This is a genomic window from Flavivirga amylovorans (assembly GCF_030540875.1).
GTDB classification, from domain to species: domain Bacteria; phylum Bacteroidota; class Bacteroidia; order Flavobacteriales; family Flavobacteriaceae; genus Flavivirga; species Flavivirga amylovorans.
This window is the reverse complement of the sequence record NZ_JAUOEM010000004.1, coordinates 39,663-64,542: the sequence shown is the minus strand read 5'-3', so window position 1 is coordinate 64,542 and position 24,880 is coordinate 39,663. Positions and strand designations below refer to the sequence as shown.

20 protein-coding genes and 2 tRNA genes are annotated in these 24,880 nt (G+C 31.3%); 15 read left to right on the top strand and 7 right to left on the bottom strand.

The features are described 5' to 3' along the window. Positions 1-58: 58 nt before the first annotated feature. Positions 59-1,402: an NADP-specific glutamate dehydrogenase gene (gdhA, locus tag Q4Q39_RS12000; RefSeq protein ID WP_303282733.1), complete on the bottom strand. Its 1,344-nt coding sequence runs from the start codon at positions 1,400-1,402 to the stop codon at positions 59-61. Positions 1,403-1,842: 440 nt separating this feature from the next. Here gdhA and Q4Q39_RS11995 point away from each other — a divergent pair, with 440 nt between their 5' ends. Further along, a complete protein-coding gene (locus Q4Q39_RS11995; protein WP_425555610.1) occupies positions 1,843-2,637 on the top strand; it encodes a THC0290_0291 family protein in 795 nt (264 codons plus the stop codon). 4 nt (positions 2,638-2,641) lie between these two features. Here Q4Q39_RS11995 and Q4Q39_RS11990 read toward each other — a convergent pair whose 3' ends face one another. Continuing rightward, complete coding sequence (locus tag Q4Q39_RS11990; RefSeq protein WP_303282731.1) at positions 2,642-3,781, bottom strand: cystathionine gamma-synthase; 1,140 nt, start codon at positions 3,779-3,781, stop codon at positions 2,642-2,644. An 87-nt stretch (positions 3,782-3,868) separates the two neighbouring features. Between Q4Q39_RS11990 and Q4Q39_RS11985 the strand changes: the two genes are divergently transcribed. Next, positions 3,869-4,594, top strand: a complete 726-nt coding sequence (locus tag Q4Q39_RS11985; protein ID WP_303282730.1) for a DUF3298 and DUF4163 domain-containing protein — start codon at positions 3,869-3,871, stop codon at positions 4,592-4,594. Here the strand turns inward: Q4Q39_RS11985 and Q4Q39_RS11980 are convergent. After that, positions 4,574-5,038: a DinB family protein gene (locus tag Q4Q39_RS11980; RefSeq protein ID WP_303282729.1), complete on the bottom strand. Its 465-nt coding sequence runs from the start codon at positions 5,036-5,038 to the stop codon at positions 4,574-4,576. The genes Q4Q39_RS11985 and Q4Q39_RS11980 overlap by 21 nt on opposite strands. 140 nt (positions 5,039-5,178) lie before the next feature. Between Q4Q39_RS11980 and Q4Q39_RS11975 the strand changes: the two genes are divergently transcribed. After that, positions 5,179-5,532: an arsenate reductase family protein gene (locus Q4Q39_RS11975; protein ID WP_303282728.1), complete on the top strand. Its 354-nt coding sequence runs from the start codon at positions 5,179-5,181 to the stop codon at positions 5,530-5,532. A gap of 65 nt (positions 5,533-5,597) precedes the next feature. Here Q4Q39_RS11975 and Q4Q39_RS11970 read toward each other — a convergent pair. The 3 genes from Q4Q39_RS11970 to rseP all read right to left on the bottom strand — a co-directional run bounded on the left by Q4Q39_RS11970 (position 5,598) and on the right by rseP (position 7,288). After that, a tRNA-Asn gene (locus tag Q4Q39_RS11970) sits at positions 5,598-5,671 on the bottom strand. A 142-nt stretch (positions 5,672-5,813) separates the two neighbouring features. After that, positions 5,814-5,887, bottom strand: a tRNA-Asn gene (locus tag Q4Q39_RS11965). A 72-nt stretch (positions 5,888-5,959) separates the two neighbouring features. Continuing rightward, positions 5,960-7,288: an RIP metalloprotease RseP gene (gene rseP / locus Q4Q39_RS11960; protein WP_303282727.1), complete on the bottom strand. Its 1,329-nt coding sequence runs from the start codon at positions 7,286-7,288 to the stop codon at positions 5,960-5,962. A 405-nt stretch (positions 7,289-7,693) separates the two neighbouring features. Between rseP and Q4Q39_RS11955 the strand changes: the two genes are divergently transcribed. From Q4Q39_RS11955 to Q4Q39_RS11940, 4 genes are all read left to right on the top strand, one after another. Next, entirely contained in the window at positions 7,694-8,368 is a 675-nt protein-coding gene (locus Q4Q39_RS11955; RefSeq protein WP_303282726.1) for an SCO family protein, read from the top strand. A gap of 72 nt (positions 8,369-8,440) precedes the next feature. Continuing rightward, on the top strand, positions 8,441-8,677 hold the full coding sequence (locus tag Q4Q39_RS11950) for a FeoA family protein (RefSeq protein ID WP_303282725.1): 237 nt from the start codon (positions 8,441-8,443) through the stop codon (positions 8,675-8,677). Then, on the top strand, positions 8,670-10,769 hold the full coding sequence (feoB, locus tag Q4Q39_RS11945; protein WP_303282724.1) for a ferrous iron transport protein B: 2,100 nt from the start codon (positions 8,670-8,672) through the stop codon (positions 10,767-10,769). Before Q4Q39_RS11950 ends, feoB begins: the two co-directional genes overlap by 8 nt. Positions 10,770-10,803: 34 nt before the next feature. Then, positions 10,804-10,941: a FeoB-associated Cys-rich membrane protein gene (locus Q4Q39_RS11940; protein WP_303282723.1), complete on the top strand. Its 138-nt coding sequence runs from the start codon at positions 10,804-10,806 to the stop codon at positions 10,939-10,941. Between the two features lie 26 nt (positions 10,942-10,967). On the opposite strand, the gene Q4Q39_RS11935 is transcribed toward Q4Q39_RS11940, so the two are convergent. Further along, positions 10,968-11,624: a metal-dependent transcriptional regulator gene (locus Q4Q39_RS11935; protein WP_303282722.1), complete on the bottom strand. Its 657-nt coding sequence runs from the start codon at positions 11,622-11,624 to the stop codon at positions 10,968-10,970. Positions 11,625-11,724: 100 nt separating this feature from the next. Between Q4Q39_RS11935 and Q4Q39_RS11930 the strand changes: the two genes are divergently transcribed. The 8 genes from Q4Q39_RS11930 to Q4Q39_RS11895 all read left to right on the top strand — a co-directional run bounded on the left by Q4Q39_RS11930 (position 11,725) and on the right by Q4Q39_RS11895 (position 24,872). Continuing rightward, positions 11,725-13,971, top strand: coding sequence for a TonB-dependent receptor (locus Q4Q39_RS11930; protein WP_303282721.1), 2,247 nt, complete (start codon positions 11,725-11,727; stop codon positions 13,969-13,971). 38 nt (positions 13,972-14,009) lie between these two features. Further along, the gene (locus Q4Q39_RS11925) at positions 14,010-14,915 is read left to right on the top strand and encodes a metal ABC transporter solute-binding protein, Zn/Mn family (protein WP_303282720.1); all 906 of its coding nucleotides are present in this window, start codon (positions 14,010-14,012) and stop codon (positions 14,913-14,915) included. A gap of 153 nt (positions 14,916-15,068) precedes the next feature. Continuing rightward, entirely contained in the window at positions 15,069-15,806 is a 738-nt protein-coding gene (locus Q4Q39_RS11920; protein ID WP_303282719.1) for a metal ABC transporter ATP-binding protein, read from the top strand. A gap of 155 nt (positions 15,807-15,961) precedes the next feature. Then, positions 15,962-17,089 carry a metal ABC transporter permease gene (locus Q4Q39_RS11915; protein ID WP_303282718.1) on the top strand — a complete coding sequence of 376 codons (1,128 nt, stop codon included), beginning with the start codon at positions 15,962-15,964 and terminating at the stop codon, positions 17,087-17,089. Beyond that, a complete protein-coding gene (locus Q4Q39_RS11910; RefSeq protein ID WP_303282717.1) occupies positions 17,082-18,242 on the top strand; it encodes a metal ABC transporter permease in 1,161 nt (386 codons plus the stop codon). The genes Q4Q39_RS11915 and Q4Q39_RS11910 overlap by 8 nt, the downstream gene beginning before the upstream one ends. A gap of 192 nt (positions 18,243-18,434) precedes the next feature. Continuing rightward, entirely contained in the window at positions 18,435-19,628 is a 1,194-nt protein-coding gene (locus Q4Q39_RS11905; protein ID WP_303282716.1) for a hypothetical protein, read from the top strand. A 35-nt stretch (positions 19,629-19,663) separates the two neighbouring features. Then, positions 19,664-22,951, top strand: coding sequence for a hypothetical protein (locus tag Q4Q39_RS11900; protein ID WP_303282715.1), 3,288 nt, complete (start codon positions 19,664-19,666; stop codon positions 22,949-22,951). A gap of 1 nt (position 22,952) precedes the next feature. Beyond that, positions 22,953-24,872 carry a DUF3857 domain-containing protein gene (locus Q4Q39_RS11895; protein WP_303282714.1) on the top strand — a complete coding sequence of 640 codons (1,920 nt, stop codon included), beginning with the start codon at positions 22,953-22,955 and terminating at the stop codon, positions 24,870-24,872. The last annotated feature ends 8 nt before the right edge of the window (positions 24,873-24,880 follow it).

Here is a 24,880-nt window from a genome sequence, read left to right as displayed (position 1 = left end):
AATAAAAAAGCTCCTCATTCATGAGAAGCTTTTTTAGTATTTTATTTTCTGAAATTAATTACACAATACCCTGTGCTAACATAGCATCAGCTACTTTAACAAATCCAGCAATGTTGGCTCCTTTAACGTAATCTATATATCCATCTTCGTCTTTACCATATTCAATACAAGCATCGTGAATGTTAGACATAATATCTTTTAATTTTAAATCTACCTCTTCTCTAGTCCAATTAAATCTTAATGAATTTTGAGTCATTTCTAAACCAGACGTAGCTACTCCACCTGCATTTGATGCTTTTCCTGGAGCAAACAATATCTTAGCTTTATGAAATGCAGTAATAGCATCCTTAGTAGAAGGCATGTTAGCACCTTCACTCACACAAATACAGCCATTATTTAAAAGGATATTCGCATCCTCCTCATTAAGTTCATTTTGAGTAGCACAAGGTAATGCTATATCACATTTAATGTCCCAAGGTGTTTTTCCTTTAATAAACTCTGCATTAGGGTATGCTTCTAAATATTCACTAATTCTAGCTCGTTTTTCATTTTTTAATTGCATCACGAAAGCTAGTTTTTCGATATTTATTCCTTCTGCATCATAGATATAACCTGAAGAGTCCGAAAGTGTTAGAACTTTACCCCCCAATTGTATTACTTTCTCTGCTGCATATTGTGCCACATTTCCAGATCCAGATATCACAACATTTTTTCCTTCAAAGTTGTCTCCTTTATTCTCCAACATTTTTTGTGCAAAATAAACAGTTCCATAACCTGTTGCTTCTGGTCTAATTAACGACCCTCCCCAAGACATGCCTTTACCTGTTAAAACGCCTGTAAAACCATTACTTATTTTTTTATACATTCCAAAAAGGAAACCAATTTCTCTTGCTCCAACACCAATATCTCCTGCAGGCACATCTGTGTTATGACCAATATGTCTGAATAACTCACTCATAAATGCATGACAAAAACGCATAATTTCATTATCGCTCTTTCCTTTAGGATCAAAATCACTTCCTCCTTTTCCACCTCCCATAGGTAACGTAGTAAGACTATTTTTAAACACTTGTTCAAATGCTAAAAATTTCAAAATACTCATATTAACTGTTGGATGAAAACGCAAACCTCCTTTATATGGACCGATAGCAGAATTCATTTGAATCCTATACCCTCTATTTACTCGTATTTCACCTTGATCATCAACCCAACAAACCCTAAATGTTATAACGCGTTCTGGCTCAACCATTCTTAAAAGAATATTTTTACCATAATATATATCATTTTCAATAATATATGGTATAACAGTTTCAGCTACTTCCTCTACAGCTTGTAAAAATTCTGGTTCATGACCATTTCTTTCTTTTACTAAGTCTAAAAATGATTCAATATTACTTTTCATACACAAAAAATTGTATTGTTATTATTAAATAGATGATTTTTGGGTGCAAATATACGTTATCTTAAAAAAATACATTCTTTTTTTTAAAAATTCGCAATAAATAATTTCTACACGTTATAGAAGGAATTGATTGTTGTTTTGATTATTTTTCCCTGATATTTTTTTTAACAAGCGATATAAGTTCAATTTTAACAACATAGAATAAAGACATATAAAACTGTAATATAGACCTTTATGATAATAATTAAAACATCAAGTAGTTAGTTATCAATAAATTAAGTATTAATTTTCCATAAAATTTCAATAAATAACTTTTAATTTATTTGGAAGTATTTATTAAAATTTGTTATTTCAACGATAAAATTTGTTATTTCAACGAGTTTTTCTATATTTGCTTTCGATTATGCCTCATGAAAAACAAAAAAATTACTATGCTTAACATGAAACATTTAGCTTCTGTTTTTTGCTTATTCGTTATTTTTCAAACAGCCAGTGCTCAACTTGGCTTTTCTCATGAAATTGGAGTCATAACTGGTCCATTACAACTTAGATCTGACTACGGAAGTCGTGAAGATTCAAAAACGAATTTTGGAAACTCTGGGTTCGGAATAGGCATTGTACATTATTTAAATTTCTCTTACAGAGCAGATTGTAATTGTTACACTACGGACACTTATTTTAATGACCATTTTAAATTACGAAACGAGATATCATATAATAAAACCAATCTGGAACATCTAGGTGAGTTTGTTGATCCTAGCAAAACAAGCGTTTTGGCCGATCAATTAAGAGGTCATAAAGGTGTTTCTAAAAACTTAGATATAGGAACTCAACTTGAGTTCTACCCTTTTAGCATTCGTTCCTTTCAAGCCTTTAGTTATAGAATTGCTCCTTTTGTTAGTTTAGGAGTTCATTATACATCATTTACTCCTGAAGTTAGTACGACTTACGAAAACCCCAACCCGCTTTTAAATGGAAATGTTCTTGAACCTAGCAATTTTTATTCACTTTGGGAAGCAGGATCGGTAGACGCATCTTCAGGTAGCGCATGGTCTATGGTTTCTAGTGTTGGAGCACGATATAAGCTTAATAAGCTCTCCGATTTAATGCTGGATTTAAGATGGCAATATTATTTTAGTGATTGGGTTGATGGTCTTAATCATCAATTAGAATATAACAAGAGCAACGATTGGCTTTTATGGTTCAATATTGGCTATATCTATTATTTAGATTAAAAAATCACTTTAATGCTTGCTCTAAATCAGCAATTAAATCATCGACATCCTCTATTCCAACGCTTAATCGAATTAAAGAATCTACAACACCTGTTTTTTCCCTTTCTTCCTTAGGAATACTTGCATGCGTCATGCTAGCTGGATGACCAGAAAGCGATTCAACACCTCCTAAGGATTCTGCTAAGGTGAAGATCTTTAAGTTTTCAATAATTTTAATTGACTCCTTCATATCATTCCCTTTTGTAGTAAAAGAGAGCATACCACCAAAATCTTTCATTTGGGATTTAGCAATATCATGATTAGGATGGCTTTCAAAACCAGACCAATATACATGCTCTATTTTGGGGTGATTAGCTAAAAACTCAGCAACTGCTTTACCATTCTCACAATGACGTTGCATTCTAATATGTAATGTTTTTATTCCTCTCAATACTAAAAAGCTATCTTGAGGACCACAAATGGCACCACTAGCATTTTGTATAAAGTAAAGTCTATCTGCTAATTCCTTATCTTTTACAATTAAGGCTCCCATAACAACATCACTATGTCCTCCCAAATATTTAGTTGCTGAATGCATTACGATGTCTGCTCCTAAATCTAAAGGCTGTTGCAAATATGGTGTAGCAAATGTATTATCTACAGCTAGTAAAATGTTATGCTTTTTTGCAATAGCAGAGACTGCTTTAACATCAATAATACTCATCATTGGATTGGTTGGTGTCTCAACCCAAATTAATTTAGTGTTTTTATTAATATAAGATTCAATGTTTGACGCATCTTGCATGCCTATAAAATGAAACTTTATTCCAAAATCCTGAAAGATTTTTGTAAACAAACGAAAAGAACCTCCGTATAAGTCGTTAGTAGAAACTACTTCATCACCAGGCTTTAAAAGCTTAATAACAGCATCTATTGCAGCCAAACCAGAACCAAAAGCTAATCCATATTTTCCATTTTCAATACTCGCAAAAGCATTTTCCAAAGCATTACGAGTTGGATTATGAGTTCTAGAATATTCATACCCCTTATGCCCTCCAGGAGTTGTCTGGGCATACGTAGATGTTTGATAAATTGGAGGCATTACAGCACCGTAAGCTGCGTCATGTTCTTGGCCTCCGTGGATTACTTTTGTATTAAATTTCATTTCAAAAAACCTTTTTATAAAGGTAAGTTTTAATTCGGTGTATTCAAATGCAATAATTATCTTTAATGTTGATTAATTTACCCTAATATGTCTTATAAAAAAGCGCTTTTCATTATATGCTCACTTTTCATTTTTATAGCCTGTAAAAACGAAGTAAAACTATCATTTTCAGAAGTTAACGTTTCAACTAGCAATAATGATATTGTTGAAGTAAATATTCCAAATGCTATCGGAAATAAAAATATCGCTGATCAAATAAATTCAATAATAAATAAAAATGTCATAGCATCATTACATATTAGAGAATCAGATAATATCACATCAGAATCTATTGAAGAAAGTATCGATTTATTCAATAAAGAATTTCAATCATTTAAAACCGATTTTCCAGAAAGTATGGAACAATGGGACGCACAAATAGATGGAGAAATTTTGTTTCAATCATTAGAAATGATAAGCATTGCCATGACGTCTTATGTTAATACGGGTGGTGTACATGGAACTTTAAATATTACTTTCTTAAATTTTGAAATCGAAACAGGAACTTTAATTCCTAATAATAAATTATTTAAGGATATTGACGGTTTCAAAAAGGTTGCAAAAATTTATTTTGACAAAGCCATTAACGAAAAAGACATTATATTAGAAAACATGGATGCTTTCAAACTGCCATCAAATATGGCATACAATCAAAAGGAAGGTGTTATTTTACTTTATAACACTTACGAAATAGCACCATATTCTGCAGGTATTATTGAGTTTACTATTCCTTTTGAAGAAGTCAATTCTTTTTTACTTTTTAATAACTTTTAAAAGAGCTTTAATATATCCTATATGCAATCCTTCATGAAATAACACAAACTGTAATGCATCGTCTACATTAGTTAATGTATTACCTGTAGTAGAAACTGTATATTCATTATATGCTTTGAAGATTCCATTTTTATAATCCGCTTTCGTTTTTTCTATAGTTGAAAGAAGTAAATCTTTTATCTCATTAACTTCATTTTGTGCAACAAAAGCCTCTGGCTTACTATCTTTTCTATATTTATCAATCATTTCATCAGACAAGCTTGTTTGCAGTCCTGATAACTTATAAACCAAAAGTTGCTCACTTACTACTATATGTCCAATATTCCAAATGATGTTATTATTAAACGTTTCGTGAATTTTATTTAAATCTTCTAAGCTTGTTTTTTCTAAAATATTTTTAAGATAGTTTCTTGTATTAGAAAATACTTCGAATGTAAATTTCATATCATGTATTTTTTGGATAAATATACTTCTAAATGATATAATTACTTTTATTTTGTTGAAAATAGTTTTCGCAAACAAAAGTTTATCATACATAGACAATCTTATAGCGATAGTCATATGAAAAATTAAAAAGCTAACACATGAAAAAAGTATATTATTTAAAAACTTGTAGTACTTGTATTAGAATATTAAAGGATTTAAATCTGCCTTCTGAATTTGTTTTACAAGACATTAAAACTGAAGAAATAACAGTAAAGCAATTAGAGCAAATGAAAGCCCTTTCAGGTAGTTATGAGTCTCTTTTTAGTAAACGTTCTAAACTTTACAAAGAAATGGATTTAAAAAACCAACCATTAGAAGAACGTGACTACAAACATTATATACTGGAACACTATACTTTTTTAAGCAGACCAGTTATAATAAATGGTGATCAGATTTTTATTGGTAATTCTAAAAATACTGTTGCAGCAGCCAAAACAGCTATTCTTTCTTAATAAAAAAAAGAAAGATTATTACATAAAAAGGCCTGATATTTTCATATCAGGCTTTTCTAATCAAGCTCCTTCTCTTGGGCTCGAACCAAGGACCCTCTGATTAACAGTCAGATGCTCTAACCAACTGAGCTAAGAAGGAATGTATTACCGCCTAAGCGAGCACAAATATATATTTTTTTTAATAAGTAATTCTAAAATTTAATGTCCATTTGCACATTTTATTAAAATAAATGTTTGCATAAAAAAAACCTGACACTTTCATATCAGGTTTTAAATTTTTGCTCCTTCTCTTGGGCTCGAACCAAGGACCCTCTGATTAACAGTCAGATGCTCTAACCAACTGAGCTAAGAAGGAGTGTATTTTTCGCCTTAGCGAGCGCAAATATATGTATATTTTTAGTTACTGCAAATAAAATTTTTAAAAACTTTATCCAAAAATGGCTTTATAAATATCATTGCCATTAGCGAATAAAACTAAAGCTATCAAAATAAAGAAACCAACCATTTGTGCATACTCCATGAATTTATCTCCTGGCTTTCTTCCAGACACCATTTCATATAGTAAAAACATCACATGACCACCATCTAAGGCTGGAATTGGCAACAAGTTTAATACCCCTAGCATAATAGATAAAAAAGCTGTTAATTGCCAGAATGCCGCCCAATTCCAAGTAGCAGGAAACATTTTCCCTATGGCTGCAAAACCACCTATTTGAGACGCTCCTTTTTTAGTAAATATATATTGAAACTGTGCTAAATAATCTTTAATTGACCAATACCCAACCGATAAACCACTAGAAATACTTTCTCCAAAAGAATAATCTCTATGTTGATATTCAACATAAGATGTATCTGTAGGGATTGGTAAGATTCCTATTTTATTATCCTCAGTAGGTATTATTGAAATTGTTTTGACTACAGAATCTCTTTGAACTATTAAGTTAATCTTTTCTTCTTCTTTATTTTTTAAAGCATAGGTTAAATCGGAATAATAATTAATCTCTCTCCCATTAATACTTAAAATCTTATCCGTCAATAAAAGTCCAGCTTTCGCTGCAGGATAATCAGGAACTATTGAATCTAATTTAAAAGGAAACCTAGGCGTTAACGCTGGTATATCACCTGATTCAAAAAGTTGCGTTCCTATATCTTCAGGAACTGTTAGAGATTCAATTGAACCATCTATTCTTTTTACTTCAATATTATCGACTGTTCTAAACATTAAATAGGTAGACAAATTATCCGCTTCAGCAAAAGGAATGTTATTTATAGAAACTATTTTATCTCCATCTTTAAAGCCATATTGCTCCATGGTCTTAGTAACACCATATCCATATTTTATATCGTCTGTGTTCTGGTAGTCTTCGCCCCAAACAAACAATATCATCATATAAATAAAGAAGCCTAATAAAAAATTAACAATAACACCACCAAGCATAATAATTAAACGTTGCCATGTTGGTTTAGAACGAAATTCCCATGGCTGTGGTTCTTTAGCCATTTGTTCGGTATCCATGCTCTCGTCTATCATACCTGCTATTTTTACATAACCTCCTAAAGGCAACCAACCTATACCGTAGACTGTATCGCCTATTTTCTTTTTAAATAAAGAAAATTTCACATCAAAAAATAAATAAAACTTTTCTACTCTTGTTTTAAATATTTTTGCAGGGATAAAGTGTCCCAGTTCATGCAAAACAACTAAAATGGACAGGCTTAATAATAATTGAGCCGCTTTCACTAAAAATACAGACATGTATTATGTTTTTTTTATAATCGCACAAAAGTAAGCTTTTAAACCAACTTTAAAAAAACAATTATAATATGTGCTTCTTATTTAACATGAATTTAAGCCTAAACCGACTTGTTTTGTTTATTGTTTATCAAGACTAAGCATACATCTATAAAATTATTTCTTTTTCAAATAAAGAATTTCTTAAAACCAACTATCTTTTAGCTAGAGCGATAGAGCTATTATAAATAATTTCTTTTTGACTTAAAAAGGTCAAAAATCAAAATTCTGTATTTGGATTTCCATCTTCGCGAGAATGACGATTTCAGCTAAAATCCCAGGGCAAAACCTGGAAAATTCTTTTCGGTTAAATTTTTAGTCTCGGATGTTTCATTGTACTTTTGTATACGTTTAATTTTAACAGTTAAAATGTTATCATTTTTTAAAGATTATAAAGGATTTGCAATTGTTTTTTTTATTATTTCAATTGTAATAGTTTCAATCATATATAACACTTTAAATGTCTACCAACCGCTTCCTATTTACCAACCTACCATGGTAAGTACCGAATTAGTAGATAGCACGATTCAATACAAAAAGAAGTATCATAAAATAGCCGATTTTTCACTTGTCAATCAAAACGGTAAAACGATCACACAAAACGATTATAAAGACAAAATATACGTAGCCGATTTCTTTTTCACTACCTGTCAAACTATTTGTCCCATTATGACCGATCATATGGAGCAAATACAAAGAGAAATCATTAATGACAACGATGTTATGTTACTCTCTCACTCTGTAACTCCAGAAATAGATACTGTTGCACAGTTAAAACGCTATGCTAAGAAAAAAGGAGTGAATGATAGTAAATGGAATTTAGTTACTGGCGACAAAAAACAAATATATCAGCTTGCCAGAAAAAGTTATTTAGCGGTTAAAGACAATGGAGATGGTGGCCCCTTTGATATGGTACATACTGAAAACTTCATGCTTGTTGACAAAAAACGTCAAATACGAGGTTTTTATGATGGCACAGACAGTGAAGATATTGATCGCTTACTCGATGATATTGAAATTCTAAAGGAAGAATATCAAAAATAGTTTTTTATAAACCATTTTTTTAGGCTACTTTTTTATACTACTTTTGCTTCTTTAAAATCAATCTAAATAAGCTTGCAAGACACTTTAGCACATCTTAAACGTGGTGAAAAAGGTATTATTACCGATGTTTCATCTATACACATCCCTTTGAAACTGTTAGAAATGGGATGTTTACCAGGCAATCCCGTGCAACTTGTACAACTTGCTCCTTTTCAAGATCCCATGTATTTAAACATTAATGGGACACATCTGGCAATCAGAAAAGAAACTGCTTCTCATATTTTAATTGAAAAGATAGCAAATGAGTAAGCAAATAAACGTCGCCTTAATTGGCAACCCAAACACAGGAAAAACATCCGTTTTTAATGCACTAACAGGATTAAACCAAAAAGTTGGTAATTATCCAGGGATTACGGTTGAAAAAAAAGAAGGCATCTGCAAATTACCTCGAGGCATAAAAGCCCATATCATTGATTTACCTGGCACTTATAGTCTCAACGCTTCTTCTCTTGATGAAAATGTTGTTATAGAACTCCTCTTAAATAAAAATGACAAAGACTTCCCCGATGTAGCAGTTGTTGTAAGTGATGTTGAAAATTTAAAACGAAACCTTTTACTATTTACTCAAATTAAAGATTTAGAAATCCCTACACTTCTTGTTATTAATATGGCAGACAGGATGAGTTACAAGGGTATTTCATTAAATATAGATTATTTAGAAAAACATCTTGAAACCAAAATTGCTTTAATAAGTACAAGAAAAAATGAAGGTATTGAAAATTTAAAAAACCTTATTACCAATTTTAAAGAACTCCCCGTTACACCTTGCATTGATGCTTCTAAAATAGATAAGGATTATTTTGATAATTTACGAAAAGCATTTCCAAATCAGCTTCTATACAAACTTTGGCTAGTTATTACGCAGGATGTTAACTTCGGAAAAACGGATAGAAACGAAATTGAAGCGGTCGCCAATTTTAAGACCAAAAGCAAAGGTGATTTAAAACGTTTACAGCAAAAGGAAACTATTAAACGCTATCAATTTATAAATAATGTTCTTAAAAAAGGACAAACAATTGATATTACACAAGCCAAAGATTTACGAACAAAACTAGATCGTATTTTAACTCATAAAATTTGGGGCTACATCATTTTCTTTATTATTCTACTTGTCATTTTTCAGGCAATTTATGACTGGTCCAGTGTACCAATGGATTTTATTGACAATGTTTTTGCATCATTAAGCGAATGGGTTAAAAATATGCTACCAAATGGGGCTTTCACTAATTTGCTAGCAGAAGGTATCATCCCTGGTCTTGGTGGTATCATTATTTTTATTCCGCAAATTGCTTTTCTATTCTTATTTATCGCAGTACTTGAAGAAAGCGGTTATATGAGCCGTGTTGTCTTTTTAATGGATCGGGTCATGCGACGTTTTGGCTTAAGTGGTAAAAGTGTCGTTCCTTTAATTTCTGGTACTGCCTGTGCTATTCCAGCAATTATGGCCACACGAAATATTGAAAACTGGAAAGAACGCTTAATTACAATTTTGGTAACACCATTCACAACATGCTCCGCAAGGCTTCCTGTTTATTTAATAATTATATCGTTAGTTATTCCTGAAGGGCATATTTTTATTTTAAGTTACCAAGCGTTAACATTGATGCTTTTGTATTTAATTGGCTTTGGTTCTGCGGTCTCTTCAGCATATATTTTAAATAAAATCCTAAAAATAAAAAGCAAAACATTCTTTGTAGTTGAAATGCCCAATTACAAGCTCCCCATGTTTAAAAATGTAGCTTTAACAGTTATTGAAAAAACGAAGTCCTTTGTTTTTGGTGCAGGTAAAATCATTCTTGCCATATCTATTGTTCTTTGGTTTTTGGCATCTTATGGCCCTGGAGAACAATTCAATAATGCGGAAACGATTGTTAAATTAGAATATGCATCTCAAAATATTGATGAAGAAGATTTACAGCAAAAGATAGCTTCACACAAATTAGAATATTCATTTATTGGTCTTACTGGACGTGCTATTGAGCCAGTTATCAGACCTTTAGGTTACGATTGGAAAATTGGTATTGCATTAATAAGTTCTTTTGCTGCACGTGAAGTATTCGTGGGAACATTAGCAACTATTTACAGCGTTGGGAGTGATGAAGAAGAAACTATAAAAAATAGAATGGCCAGCGAAATTAATCCTATTTTAGGTGGACCGCTATTCACATTTGCATCAGGTATTTCGCTGCTCTTATTTTATGCATTTGCCATGCAATGTATGAGCACACTTGCTATTGTAAAAAAAGAAACTAATAGTTGGAAATGGCCCATTTTACAACTAGTAATCATGACCGTTTTTGCTTATATAGTAGCATTAATTGCATTTCAATTTTTAAAATAAGTAAATTTACTAAACCAATTACGACAAAACCTATATGAACACCATTATTCAAAACATATTAGTTTTTACAGCAATGATTTTAGCTGTATCGTTTTTGATTAAGAAATTCTTCTGGAAAAAATCAAAATCGAAAAAGGCTTGTGGTGGAGATGGTGGTTGTGGTTGTCATTAATTTTATGTCGCACCTACATCAAAGATTTAAGAAACCTTTACAAATAAGTTATTGGCAATCATATTAGATATTATTAACTCTTTTGCTTTTATTTTTATAGTAATGGAGTTATCAAAAGCTTCTCGGTGACAAACTTTTAACTCCGTACCTAAGGCAATATCGTTTTTATCTAAATATTTTAAAAAATCTGATGAAGAGTCCTGAACACCTACACAGATACAATCGTTTCCTATTTTCGCTTCAGAAAGTAAAATTTTATCAATCTTTTTAATATGACCCATTTTATCTGGAATAGGATCACCATGTGGATCATGGGTAGGAAACTCCAAAAATGCATCTAGCTGACTAATTAACTTTTTAGACTTTATATGTTCTAATTGTTCTGCCACTTCATGAACTTCGTCCCAGGAAAAATTTAATTTCTCAACCAAAAACACTTCCCAAAGTCTATGTTTTCTAACAATATTAATAGCAATCTCTTTTCCTTTTTCAGTTAAAGTAACCCCTTGGTATTTTTTATAATCAACATACCCCTTTTCAGAAAGCTTCTTAACCATATCGGTCACAGACGATGCTTTTGTTTCCATCTCTTTAGCAATAGCATTTGTACTCACATTATTAATACCATACTTTCCCAAATGATAAATTGCTTTAATATAATTTTCTTCTGTAAGGGTTATCATAACTATTATTTAGACAAAACAAAGATAGAATAATTAATAAGATTAAAATAATTTTTAGACTTATCTAAAAATTATTTTATATTTGCATAAAAATAAATATATGAGATATCTAATAATATTCTTCTTAAGTATATTATCTTTTACAATAAACGCTCAAAATATAACAGGTAAAACAAAATCAGACGGCAGTATTTTACCTTATGTGAATATTTATTTAAAAGGTATAAAAAAAGGAGCAGTATCTAATGATGATGGTTCATTTAAAATAAACAATATAAAACCTGGAACATATACTGTTATAGCTTCATTCACAGGATATCAAACTCAAAAAAAGACAGTTAGTATTTCTTCAAGTGATGTTGTTGTTAATTTTGATTTACCAGAATCAGAATTGCTTGATGAAGTCGTAGTTACTGGAACCTTAAAAGCAGTGTCTCGTCTGGAGAGCCCCGTGCCAGTTGAAGTTTATTCTCCAGCATTTTTAAAAAAGAATCCTACTCCTAATATTTTTGAAGCTTTACAAAATGTAAATGGTGTTCGCCCACAAATCAATTGTAATGTTTGCAATACAGGAGATATTCATATTAACGGTTTGGAAGGACCCTATACCCTAGTACTTATTGATGGTATGCCTATAGTAAGTGGATTATCAACCGTTTATGGTCTGTCAGGAATCCCTAATTCTCTAATAGAACAAATTGAAATTGTAAAAGGTCCAGCGTCTTCTCTTTATGGAAGCGAAGCCGTAGGCGGTTTAATTAACATTATAACAAAACTCCCAGAAAACGCTCCTCGTTTTTTTGCGGATAGTTATGTAACAGGTTGGGGAGAAGTTAACTTAGACTTAGGCTTTAAAACCAAAGTGGGTAATAAAGCTCATTTACTTTTTGGCACTAATTATTTTAATTATAATAATCCAATAGATAACAATGGTGACAATTTCACCGATTTAACCCTTCAGAATAGAATTTCTGTTTTTCAGAAATGGGATTTTAAAAGGAACGAAAACAGACTGTTTTCTTTGGCTGGTCGCTATTTTTATGAAGATAGATGGGGAGGAGAAATGCAATGGAATCCATCTTTTAGAGGTGGTGATGATGTGTATGGTGAAAGTATTTACACCTCCCGTTTTGAACTTTTAGGAAAATATCAATTACCCATAACAGAAAAAGTCTTATTTCAATTCTCTTATACAGATCATGATCAAAATTCAGTATATGGTAATGTACCATACTTAGCACAGCAGCGTATTGGTTTTGGACAATTTACATGGGATAAACCGCTTAAAAATCATGATTTGCTATTTGGTGCAGCAGCCAGATACAATTATTATAATGACAATACACCAGCAACGGTAACAGCTGATGACGTTGTTATTCCATCTCTTTTTGCACAAGATGAAATTAAACTTAACGATAAACACACCCTACTATTAGGTGCTCGCTATGATTATGACAAAAGACATGGTAATATATTTACTCCTAGAATTGCTTATAAATTTAAACCTACAAGTGATGATATCTTTCGGGTAAATGCAGGAACAGGATTTAGGGTAGTTAACATTTTTACTGAAGAGCACGCAGCACTCACAGGTGCTAGAGATGTTATAATTGGTGAAACTTTAAAACCAGAACGTTCATATAATATCAATGTTAACTACTTAAAGAAATTCTACACAAAATCAGGTGCCATAATTGGTTTAGATGCGTCTGCTTGGTATACGCACTTTACTAATTTAATTTTACCGGATTATGATACCAATCCAAATCAAATTATATACGACAATTTAGATGGCAAAGCGATTACTAAAGGAGTAAGTATAAATATAGATGCCATTGTAGCAAGCGGTGTAAAGGTTTTAATAGGAGGTACATTACAAGATGTATCTCAAACTGAAAATGGTGTAAAACAACGTCAAATTTTAACAGAACGCTTCACAGGAACCTGGGCACTTTCATATAAAAATTATAAAACCAATTTAACTCTAGATTATACAGGCAACATTTATGGCCCCATGCGATTGCCCCTGTTAGGTGAGCTGGATCCCAGAAGTGAAAATTCACCAACCTGGAGTATTCAAAATGTCCAGCTTACTTATGATGGTTTATCAAATTTTGAAATCTATGGAGGCGTAAAAAATCTATTAGACTGGACTCCAAATAAAGGCAATCCATTTATTATAGCCAGAGCAGACGACCCATTTGACAAAGATGTTACTTTCGATAATGATGGTAACGCGCTTGTAACAGCAGACAACCCATATGGATTAACATTTGACCCATCGTATGTTTACGCACCAAACCAAGGCATTCGCTTGTTTTTTGGATTACGATATTCTTTTAAATAATTATGAGCTTTTTAGTACATTAACACAAAATTAAAGACATGAAAAAACAACTCTACATAATTGCTATTTGTTTAATCTTTTTCAGTTGTAAAAACGAAAAAAAGACTAATGATAAATTAAATGTAGTAACGACCACTTCTATGATTACTGATTTAGTAACCAATATTGGTGGCGACCTCATCAATATCAAAGGTTTAATGGGTAGTGGTGTTGATCCACATTTATATAAAGCCAGCGAAGGTGACGTCACTAAATTAGCAGATGCAGATATTATTTTTTACAACGGACTACATCTTGAGGGCAAACTTGTTGAAGTTTTCGAAAAAATGAAAAACAAAAAAACCATCGCTATTTCTGATGCCATAGATAAAAACACGCTTATTGGTTCGGAGTATTTTGCATCTAATTACGATCCTCATATTTGGTTTAATATAGATTATTGGAAACAAGCCACTCAATTTATAGTTAAAAAACTTTCAGAAACAATTCCAGAACAAAAAGCAACATTCGAAACTAATGGTGCTAATTATATTAAACAATTAGACATATTAAAAGCCAAATTAACATCGACTGTTGAATCTCTTCCAGAAGAAAAACGTATTTTGGTAACAGCACATGATGCTTTTAATTATTTTGGCAAATCATTCAAATTTGAAGTGGTTGGCTTACAAGGATTATCAACGGCTACCGAAGCTGGTGTACAAGATGTTCAAAAATTATCGGCTTTCATTATAGAAAAAAATGTAAAAGCTATTTTTGTAGAAAGTTCGGTGCCAAAACGTACTATTGAAGCCTTACAAGCTGCCGTAAATTCTAAAGGGCATGATGTAACTATTGGAGGTTCTTTGTACTCTGATGCCCTCGGAAATAAGGGAACAATCGAAGGCACATATATTGGTATGTTTGAATATAATGTGAATACGATCGTAAATGCGCTTAAATAAGTTAACACTATTCAGTTGCAGTTTACAGTGTTTACTCAAACGTAAAAAACGAGTACCTAAAAATAATCTTGAAAAGTATTCCTTCCCTATTTTAGGGAAGGTGAATTCAGCTTAAAAAAAGGTGAATTCGGAAGGGTAAAATGGAAATAAAAAATGAAAAACAACATCGCAATAAAAGTAGACGATTTAACCGTAGCATATAACTACAAACCTGTACTTTGGGATATCGATTTAGAAATACCTGAAGGTGTACTTATGGCTATAGTTGGACCAAATGGTGCAGGAAAATCTACTCTTATAAAATCAATTCTTGGTATTTTAAACCCGATTGCCGGTAGTGTTAGTATCTACGGAAAATCTTATGAAAAACAACGAGCATTGGTTGCTTATGTACCGCAAAAAGGGAGCGTAGACTGGGATTTTCCAACAACTGCTTTAGATGTGGTTATGATGGGGACATATGGTAGCCTGGGCTGGATAAAACGCCCTGGTCAAAAAGAAAAAAAGCTAGCTCTCGAAGCATTGGAAAAAGTGGGTATGTTACCTTTTAAAAACAGGCAAATAAGCCAACTTTCTGGCGGACAACAACAACGCATTTTTCTGGCTAGAGCTTTAGTGCAGGATGCTTCTATCTATTTTATGGATGAACCTTTTCAAGGCGTTGATGCGACTACCGAAATTGCGATCATCAATATTTTAAAAGAATTAAGAAAAGCCAATAAAACAGTTATAGTTGTGCATCATGATTTGCAAACAGTTCCAGAATATTTTGATTGGGTTACTTTTTTAAACGTAAAGAAAATTGCCACGGGCCCTGTTAAAGACATCTTTAATGATGACAATTTAACTAAGACCTACGGTATTAATTATAAAGTGAGTATACAGGAATAAAAAAGTGAACAGTTTGCAGTAGCAGTAAACAGTACTTACTCAACATGAATAAAAATGATAAACATAAAATAAAATGACCTGTCATTCTGAACGAAGTGAAGAATCTCAAATAAGATCCTTTAACTATGTTCAACACGTCTTATAAAAAATTTTAAATGGATATTACCGAATACATAAAGCTTGTCTTCACAGACTATACCTTAAGAACCATTACACTGGGTACTGCTATTCTAGGAGCAGTAACGGGGATGCTAGGAAGTTTTGCTGTATTACGAAAACAAAGTTTATTGGGTGATGCCATATCACATGCAGCACTTCCAGGAATTGCCATTGCTTTTTTAATTACTGGAGCAAAAGACAGTAATATTTTACTATTGGGCGCTTTAGTAAGTGGACTTATCGGTACTTTTTGGATTCGTGGCATTATTAGCAAAACACATTTAAAATCAGATACTGCTTTAGGACTTATTCTGTCTCTCTTTTTTGGTTTCGGGATGCTTCTTTTGACCTTCATTCAAAAACAGCCCAATGCTAATCAAGCTGGATTGGATAAATATTTGTTCGGACAAGCAGCTACTCTAGTAGAAAGTGATGTTTGGCTTATGAGTATTGTAACGGGTGCTTGTCTTTTAGTTTTATTACTTTTTTGGAAAGAATTTAAAATCCTTCTTTTTGATGCTGATTACACAAAAACACTAGGTTTTAACACGAAATTTATAGATATTTTAATTACTACATTTATTGTATTAGCGATTGTGTTAGGTCTACAAACAGTTGGAGTTGTACTTATGAGTGCTATGCTATTAGCACCTGCTGCTGCTGCTCGACAATGGACTAATAGCCTTGGAATTATGGTGTTCCTGGCAGCTACCTTTGGGGCCTTTTCTGGTGTTTTTGGAACAGCAATCAGTGCCAGTCAAAACAATCTATCAACAGGACCAGTAATCGTTATCGTTGCCGGCGTATTCGTTCTAATCTCCTTTATATTTTCACCAAGTCGGGGATTACTTTTTAAACAAATACGATTCATTAAAAACCGTCGTGATTTACAGCTTCATAAAACATTGTCGTTTATGTATCACATTGCTGAAACGCATGAAAACATTTCACACCCCCACGCCATTAAGATTTTGAATAATTTTCAAGGATTTACAAAAGGAACGCTTCAAAAATTAGTTCGAAAAAATTACGTGAAACTTGAAGGCAGTATGTGGAGTTTAACAACAGAAGGTTTTAAAACGGCTTCAAATTTATATAATCAACAAACTGAAAATAATGAGTAGCGCCCAAATAGAAATACAACTTATTGCCAGTTTAGTTGCTATTGCTTGTGCGATACCTGGAACATTTTTAGTGCTTCGAAAAATGGCCATGATCAGTGACGCCATTAGTCATTCTATCTTACCTGGTATTGTTATTGGTTTTTTTATCACTCAAGATTTAAACTCTCCTTTATTAATTCTTTTAGCAGCAATAACAGGAATTATTACGGTTGTTTTAGTTGAGTACATTCAAAAAACAGGCTTGGTAAAAGAAGATACTGCTATTGGATTAGTGTTCCCTATATTGTTCAGTATCGGTGTTATTTTAATTGCTAAAAATGCCAACGATGTTCATTTGGATGTGGATGCGGTTTTATTAGGTGAACTAGCCTTTACACCTTTTGACAGGTTATTAATTGCTGGTGTAGACGTTGGTCCAAAATCGCTATGGGTTATTGGTTGCATTTTATTAATTACCATTGGGTTACTTTTTGCATTCTTTAAAGAACTCAAAATAAGTACTTTTGATGCTGGATTGGCAGCCTCCTTAGGGTTTTCGCCTGCTGTAATTCATTACGGACTTATGACTGTTTCTTCGGTTACGACTGTAGGAGCTTTTGATGCAGTTGGAGCCATCTTAGTAGTCGCTCTAATGATTGCACCTGCTGCTACTGCTTATTTGCTTACCACCAATTTAAAGCGTATGCTTGTTTATGCTATTTGTTTTGGTGTATTTAGTGCTATTTCCGGTTATTGGTTAGCGCATTGGTTGGATGCTTCTATTGCTGGCTCTATTACGACCATGTTAGGAATCCTCTTTTTAATGGTTTATTTATTTGCTCCCAACAAAGGTGTCATTGCGGTTCTTTACAGGGAAAAACAGCAGCGCACAGAAGTTTCTTTACTTACTTTTTTACTGCATTTAAGAAATCATAACGAAGAAGAGGAACGTCATGTTAATCATCTTAATGAGCATATTAATTGGCAAAAAGTGCGGAGTAAAACGGTTTTAGAATTGGCACTTAAAAACAATATGATTGTGATTGATAATCATATTGTATCATTAACGGAAAAAGGAACCGATTTCACTTCTCAAGCTATTGATTATATAATTACCAACGAAGATTCTAAAATTGAACATATGAAAGATGACTTCTTTTTGTTTAGGGGGTAATGTCATCCAGAGCGAAGCGAAGGATCTCTTATGTTTTTATTTCAAAAGAAGATTGAAGTGAAAAATTTCTTGATAATTGTATTTAATAAGATTCTTCAGTCGTTCCTCCTTCTGGATGACAGGATACTTCTTTTTGCTTAGGTAATAGTTTGGTATCTTTATTGTAGCTAAATACCTTGAATATTAGCCATTATGAAAAACATAATCTTCTTTTTTGTTTTACTCTTTTGTTTTCTTTCATGCGATGATAAAGAAAAATATCAAGGAAAATGGTCCAATAGTTATTTAAAACCTAGTTATTATCATAATGAAACCAAAAGTATTGTTATTGAAAACGATTCAATAAAATTCAATTACACTTATTTTGACTTTTGGAATAAATATTCACTAAAAATTGAAAAAGGAAAATTTAAATTCAATAATATAACCATCGAAGCATTAGCCGAAAAAGACACTCTAATTTTAAATGATTCCATATATTTTATAAAAAACTGTTATGACACTTTATATTGGCATAAACCACTCTTAAGAATAAATTTACCCCAAATCCATAATCTAACTACTCCTATCTCAATAAGCGAAGAATACTTAAGGAGCTATATCTATTATGGTAAAAGACTTGACAATAAGGAATTTAGTCTGCAATTAAACGATAGATTAGCAGAAATGGAAGAATTAATTCCTTTTATAGTCCCTAGATGTGGCGGGGTTGGTGGCATGAGGAACAAGCCATTCCCTACAAATGTTTTATTTATTGATAAAATGACACCAATGAAATATGTAGAGGATATTTTCTATAAACTATCCTTAGTCAACCAACTCAAGATAAGTTTCGTGAATAATATTGATTTAAAATTTAGTGACTCCCTTGGTTTTTATTATAACTATCAAAGATTAAATAAAAGAATATCTTCTAATTTTGTTCACAGTATCTATTCCCCTAATTCTTATAAAACTTATCCACCACCTCCACCTTCAAATCATCCACTTTTTAATAATTCGCATTTAGAGTCAAATATCATTTTCTTAAAAAAAGATAAAATCTATCACAACGATAAAATCATCAATCCTTCAGATTTAAAAACGCTTATAAAGCCATGGATTAAAAATAACGATGTGCTATTTAGCCTCTATGACTTAGAATCAACTTACGGTACTTTTTTAAAAATGAATGCTATAATTAATTCAACCTATGAAGAAGTAAGAGAAGAACACTCAAAATTAAAATTTAATAAACCTCTAAAAGATTTAGCTCGAGAAGAAATAAATAAAGTTAAAATGAAAATTCGCATGCATCATATCTGGAGTTATTCCATTCCACATTATAATGCTGTAGTTAAACAAGAAAACTCTTTTTTTGGCTTAAAAGTCAATAAAAAAGAGTAATTTTTTTCCCTCGTTTTATTTATCAAATCATACTAATGAAAAAATCATTAATTTTTGCCCTCTATTTTCTAGTTTCATTTACAATTCTAGCTCAAGAAAAAATTCCTTTTATAGATTACGATGACATTTATAAACAAGTATCCGAAGCTGACGATAATGAAAAAATAATTGAGTTTTTAAATCAAATAAACAAGAATGACTCAACGTATTGTAGTGTCTTAGTTTCAAAATCGTATTACTTACTTAATTCAGAAAAATATGAAAAGGCTATAGCTGTTACCGATGAAGGTATTGGTTTAAACTGCTACGACTCTAACCTATCATTTTACATTAACAAAGGTTTAGCACATGCCTATTTGGATAAATATGAAGAAGCATTAAAGATTTATAATGAAGGATTAAAAACTTTTCCAAAATACTACTTATTGTGGCACAATAAAGCTGCTGCTTTAGAAAAACTAAATAGAATTGAAGAAGCGATTGAAGCTTATCAAAATGCTATATTATTTAAGCCAACATACTCAAAACCTCACCTTCAATTGGGTAATTTATGCTATAAGCAAGCACTTTTTTCTCAAGCCTTAATGTGTTACAATATGTATTTACTTTTAAGTTTTGATAAAGAAGGAGCATTTAACACGCTAAAATCTCTAAACAACTTAGTTGCTGAAAAAAACGAAAATGAAGCAAATCCAGATATACAAATTTCTGAAGACGATAAAGCTTTTGAAGATATCGACTTAATTTTAAGTAATAAAATTGCACTAAATAAAAATTACGAAACTGGAAATAAAATTAACATATCGCTGACAAAACAAAATCATGCCCTGCTATCTCAACTTGAAGATTTTGAGGGTAATAATGGGTTCTGGGATCAAAAATATGTACCATTATTTAAATGGATTCAAGAGAATAACTTATTCGATAATTTCACTTACACACTTTCTTACTCAATTCAAAATGAAAAATACACAAAAATCATTAAGCAAAAAGAAAAAGAAATTGTTTCGTTTATAGAATTATTCTACGATAAATGGCAAGATATTTTAAAAGATAACAAAACTATCTTTGATAATAAAAAACAAGACGTAGTTTACAATTACTATAACGGCTACACTGAAGCTATTGGGGAAATGAAGGATAATATTTCAATAGGTAATTGGCAGTTTTATAATAAAAATGGACAACTAAGTTCTTATGGCGAGTACAACGAAAAAGGAGAAGAAATAGGTAAATGGACATGGCTATATCTAAATGGGAAAATAAAAGAAACTGCAGTCTATGAAAATGGTGTATTGAACGGTGAAAACTTTCAATATCACAAAAATGGCAAACCTTATATAGTAGCTAATTACTCAAAGGGTAAATTAAACGGAGAGTATAAATACTATAATGATAAAGGGGCTCTCATTCAAAAAAAATATTATAAAAATGGAGAACTGGATGGGTTATATAAATCATTCTTCCCTGTTGGAGAGGATTTAATTGAATTCTACATTCCTTATAAAAATGGATTGATTGACAACTTAGCTCTAGAATATCATGCAAATGGTAATATTTATGCAGAAATGTCTTTTACAAATGGCAAAAGAGAAGGTGTTGAAAAAAAATACTTTTTTAATAAAAAAATATCTTCAGAAATCAATTACAAAAATGGAGAGTTTAATGGAAATTATCAAAGCTATTACTCAAATGGAAAAACATACGAAATTGGACAAAGTTTAGATAATTTCTACAATGGACCATGGAAAACCTTCTACAGAGACGGCACATTACAGTCTGATTTCATTTATGATAAGGGGTATATAGATGGTGAATATAAATATTTTGATACTGATGGTAAACTTTACTATGATTATTTATACAGAAAGGGGGAAATTATTGAATTTAGATATTATGATAAGCAAGGAAATATACTAAGTGAGGGCAGAAAAAAAGGAGGTGAATTTCAGTTTACTGGGCATCACCCTAACGGGAATATACTATCAAAAGGGCTTTATGATATAAAAGGAGGGAAAGAAGGACTCTGGGAATTTTTCTCAAAAAATGCCGTATTAACTAGCAAAGGAAACTATTCTGACGGAGAAATAAATGGTGAGTATATCAACTATTATAATAATGGAAAAATAGAATCTAAAAGCAATTATGATAACGGCTCCTTATCTGGGTATTATGTTTATTATTATAAAAATGGGCAACTTAATAGACAAGGTTGGAATAAAGATGGTTTAGCACTCGGGGAATGGCGTTCATATTATGTAGATGGCACATTAAAAATTATTAATTTTTATCATAAAGATAAACTACATGGTACTCAAAAGTTTTATAGTGTTGATGGCAAATTAGAACACACTAGTAAATATGAATTTGGAGAACTTATATCTGAAGTATATTATGATTACACGGGTAATATTTTAGGTAATATCAACTATAAGTCTGAAGAAAATAATTTTACGATAGAATATAAACATAAGAACAAAAAAACGAGTTCGAAAACGGAGTATGTAAATGGTATAAAGCACGGGAAATATATCGGCTATGATTTTTATGGAAATATAGCTTTAGAAGGCAATTACCTTAACGGTTCTCAAGATGGGGAATGGACCTGGTATTATGAAAATGGAAAAATAAAGAGTACAAGAAACTACCAAAATGGGAGTTTAAACGGAGAGGGAGTAGACTATTTTGAAGATGGTAGTGTTCAAGCTACTTTATTTTACAAAAATGACAAAGCCAATGGTTCTTGGATTACTTATCATGAAAATGGTAAAAAATCCCGAATTACAGAATATAATAATGATGTAGTGCATGGGAAAAGAATTTTTTACGATAATTCTGAAAAACTACAACTAATCCGCTTTTACGATTATGGAACACTTATCGGATATAGCTACTTAGACAAAGACTCAAACGAATTACCAATGATTCCCTTAAAAAATGAAACAGGAAAGATTAAAAGCTACTTCGATAATGGTAATGTAGCTAGAGAACTAGAATATAAAAATGGAGATCTGGTTAACATTTATAATGAATACTATTATTCTGGGCAATTAGAAAATACAATGCATTTTGTCGATAATGAATATCATGGTACCGATCTCGAATACTACCCGAATGGAAAACTAAGAATCGAAAGCCAATATCAAATGGGCATTTTACAGGGGTTAACCAAAAAATATTATGAAAACGGAAACATAAAAGAGGAAATAAATTATCGTAATGGTAAAAAAACAGGTGAAGCCAATTACTATAATCAAAATAGTAAATTAACAAAGAAAGTATTTTACTTTAATGGAGATATTTATAAATCAGAAACTTATTAAAATGCGCCTATTCTTACTTATAGTATTCGCTATCGGGTTTACTGCTTTTTCACAAGAATCAAAAGAGTATAATCTTTATAAAAAATTATATCCTAATGCCAAATCTGTAAAGCTAAATCAAAGTAGGTTAGTTACTATAAAACTTGATGCAGGAAAAATTGATATAACTCAAGAGTTTATCGAAGAAGATTTATATTTAGATGAGAGTGCAAACTATAATTCTAAAAAATCCCTGAAATTTTCTTCATTTTTTGAATTAGATAAAGTAGAAGCTTCTTCCTTTATGTTTTCTGATGGGAAATATAAAGAAATTGAAGTTACAGATTTTAAAGAAAAAGATGAAATAGACAACTCATTTTACGACGATACTAAATCATTAAATTTTATTTTTCCAAACTTAAAAAAAGGGTCTAAATCAGTTTTAAAATATTCCGAAAATATTAAAAATCCACGTTTTTTAAGCCCCTTCTATTTTGGGGATTTTTCGCCAATCATAAATAATAAAGTAACGATTGTAGTCGATAAAAACATCGACATGTCTTTTAAAGCATTCAATACGGACACTTTAAATATAGATTTTAAAAAAATTGAAAAAAGAAATATAACTATTTATACATGGGAATTAAAAAACATAGATGAGTACGAATACGAATCCAACACGCCTACGTATAAAAAAATACTCCCTCATATCGTCCCAATTATAACTTCATACAAATCAAATAATATAAACACAGATTTAGCAAAAAGCGTTTCAAATTTATATGCCTGGTACTATTCTTTAGTAAAAGATATTAATAAAGAAGATGTTGACGAAAATCTTGTAAAATTAGTTGAAGAGCTAATTGCTGACAAACCCAACGATCTTGAAAAAGTTAAAGCAATTTATTACTGGACGCAAAAAAACATAAAATACATCGCTTTTGAATATGCTCTTGGAGGTTTTATACCAAGACAAGCTAACGATATCTTTCAAAAAAAATACGGTGACTGTAAAGATAATTCTAGCATTTTATACAAGATGCTGGATATTGCTGGTTTAAAAGGAGATCTTACATGGATTGGTACACGAAGTATTCCGTACAACTATAAAGATGTACCCACCCCAATCGTAGACAACCATATGATTCTATCCTACACTAACAAAGACGACATCACCTATTTTTTAGATGCTACAGGAAGGTATGTATCAATTGATTATCCTACTTCTTTTATTCAAGGTAAAGAAGCTTTGATAGCAAATGGAGCATCTGATTTTATAATTAAAAAAGTTCCCATTGTACCTGCAAAAAACAATGCAGTAATAGATAATTCAATTATTAATATTGTTGGAGAAGATTTAATAGGAAAATCCAAAGTAGAAATATCTGGATATAATAAGATGGATGCTTTTCACTATCTGGAAGATGCCACTACCGAAGAGAAAATAAAAGCATTTTACAATACAGAATTACAAAAAGGAAGCAATAAATTTCTAATAAAATCCTTTACAGAAACTAACAAGTATGATTATGAAAAAAACTTAATCGTAGATTATGATTTCACGATTAACAGTTATGCAAAAAAGTTAGGAGACGAAATTTATGTCAATTTAAATCTAATAAAAGATTTGTCGTCCTATAAAACTAAAAAGGATAGAAAACACGATATTGAATACGATCACACCAATTATTATAGTTACACAACAACCTTAAATATTCCTGAAGGTTATGCAATCGATTATGTTCCGGAAAATGTTAGTTTTTCAAACGACTACCTCTCAAGCACTATAAATTATACTGTTAATAACAACACCATAACATATAATCATACGTATAGTTTAGATTTTATTAGTTTAAATCTGGACCAGCAAAAAGAAGTTAATGCTGTCATAAAAAAAACAGAAAAAGCCTTTAAAGAGGTTATTGTATTAAAAAAATCATAATTCACGAC

Coding starts and splice junctions, on each gene's coding strand:
- Q4Q39_RS11935 (WP_303282722.1), bottom strand. CDS start 11,624: ATGATAACCCTTACAGAAGAAAATTATATTAAAGCAATTTATCATTTG.
- Q4Q39_RS11920 (WP_303282719.1), top strand. CDS start 15,069: ATGAAAAACAACATCGCAATAAAAGTAGACGATTTAACCGTAGCATAT.
- Q4Q39_RS11940 (WP_303282723.1), top strand. CDS start 10,804: ATGAACACCATTATTCAAAACATATTAGTTTTTACAGCAATGATTTTA.
- Q4Q39_RS11980 (WP_303282729.1), bottom strand. CDS start 5,038: ATGAAATTTACATTCGAAGTATTTTCTAATACAAGAAACTATCTTAAA.
- Q4Q39_RS11955 (WP_303282726.1), top strand. CDS start 7,694: ATGTTATCATTTTTTAAAGATTATAAAGGATTTGCAATTGTTTTTTTT.
- Q4Q39_RS11905 (WP_303282716.1), top strand. CDS start 18,435: ATGAAAAACATAATCTTCTTTTTTGTTTTACTCTTTTGTTTTCTTTCA.
- rseP (WP_303282727.1), bottom strand. CDS start 7,288: ATGTCTGTATTTTTAGTGAAAGCGGCTCAATTATTATTAAGCCTGTCC.
- Q4Q39_RS11930 (WP_303282721.1), top strand. CDS start 11,725: ATGAGATATCTAATAATATTCTTCTTAAGTATATTATCTTTTACAATA.
- Q4Q39_RS11915 (WP_303282718.1), top strand. CDS start 15,962: ATGGATATTACCGAATACATAAAGCTTGTCTTCACAGACTATACCTTA.
- Q4Q39_RS11895 (WP_303282714.1), top strand. CDS start 22,953: ATGCGCCTATTCTTACTTATAGTATTCGCTATCGGGTTTACTGCTTTT.
- gdhA (WP_303282733.1), bottom strand. CDS start 1,402: ATGAAAAGTAATATTGAATCATTTTTAGACTTAGTAAAAGAAAGAAAT.
- Q4Q39_RS11900 (WP_303282715.1), top strand. CDS start 19,664: ATGAAAAAATCATTAATTTTTGCCCTCTATTTTCTAGTTTCATTTACA.
- Q4Q39_RS11995 (WP_425555610.1), top strand. CDS start 1,843: ATGAAACATTTAGCTTCTGTTTTTTGCTTATTCGTTATTTTTCAAACA.
- feoB (WP_303282724.1), top strand. CDS start 8,670: ATGAGTAAGCAAATAAACGTCGCCTTAATTGGCAACCCAAACACAGGA.
- Q4Q39_RS11990 (WP_303282731.1), bottom strand. CDS start 3,781: ATGAAATTTAATACAAAAGTAATCCACGGAGGCCAAGAACATGACGCA.
- Q4Q39_RS11910 (WP_303282717.1), top strand. CDS start 17,082: ATGAGTAGCGCCCAAATAGAAATACAACTTATTGCCAGTTTAGTTGCT.
- Q4Q39_RS11975 (WP_303282728.1), top strand. CDS start 5,179: ATGAAAAAAGTATATTATTTAAAAACTTGTAGTACTTGTATTAGAATA.
- Q4Q39_RS11925 (WP_303282720.1), top strand. CDS start 14,010: ATGAAAAAACAACTCTACATAATTGCTATTTGTTTAATCTTTTTCAGT.
- Q4Q39_RS11985 (WP_303282730.1), top strand. CDS start 3,869: ATGTCTTATAAAAAAGCGCTTTTCATTATATGCTCACTTTTCATTTTT.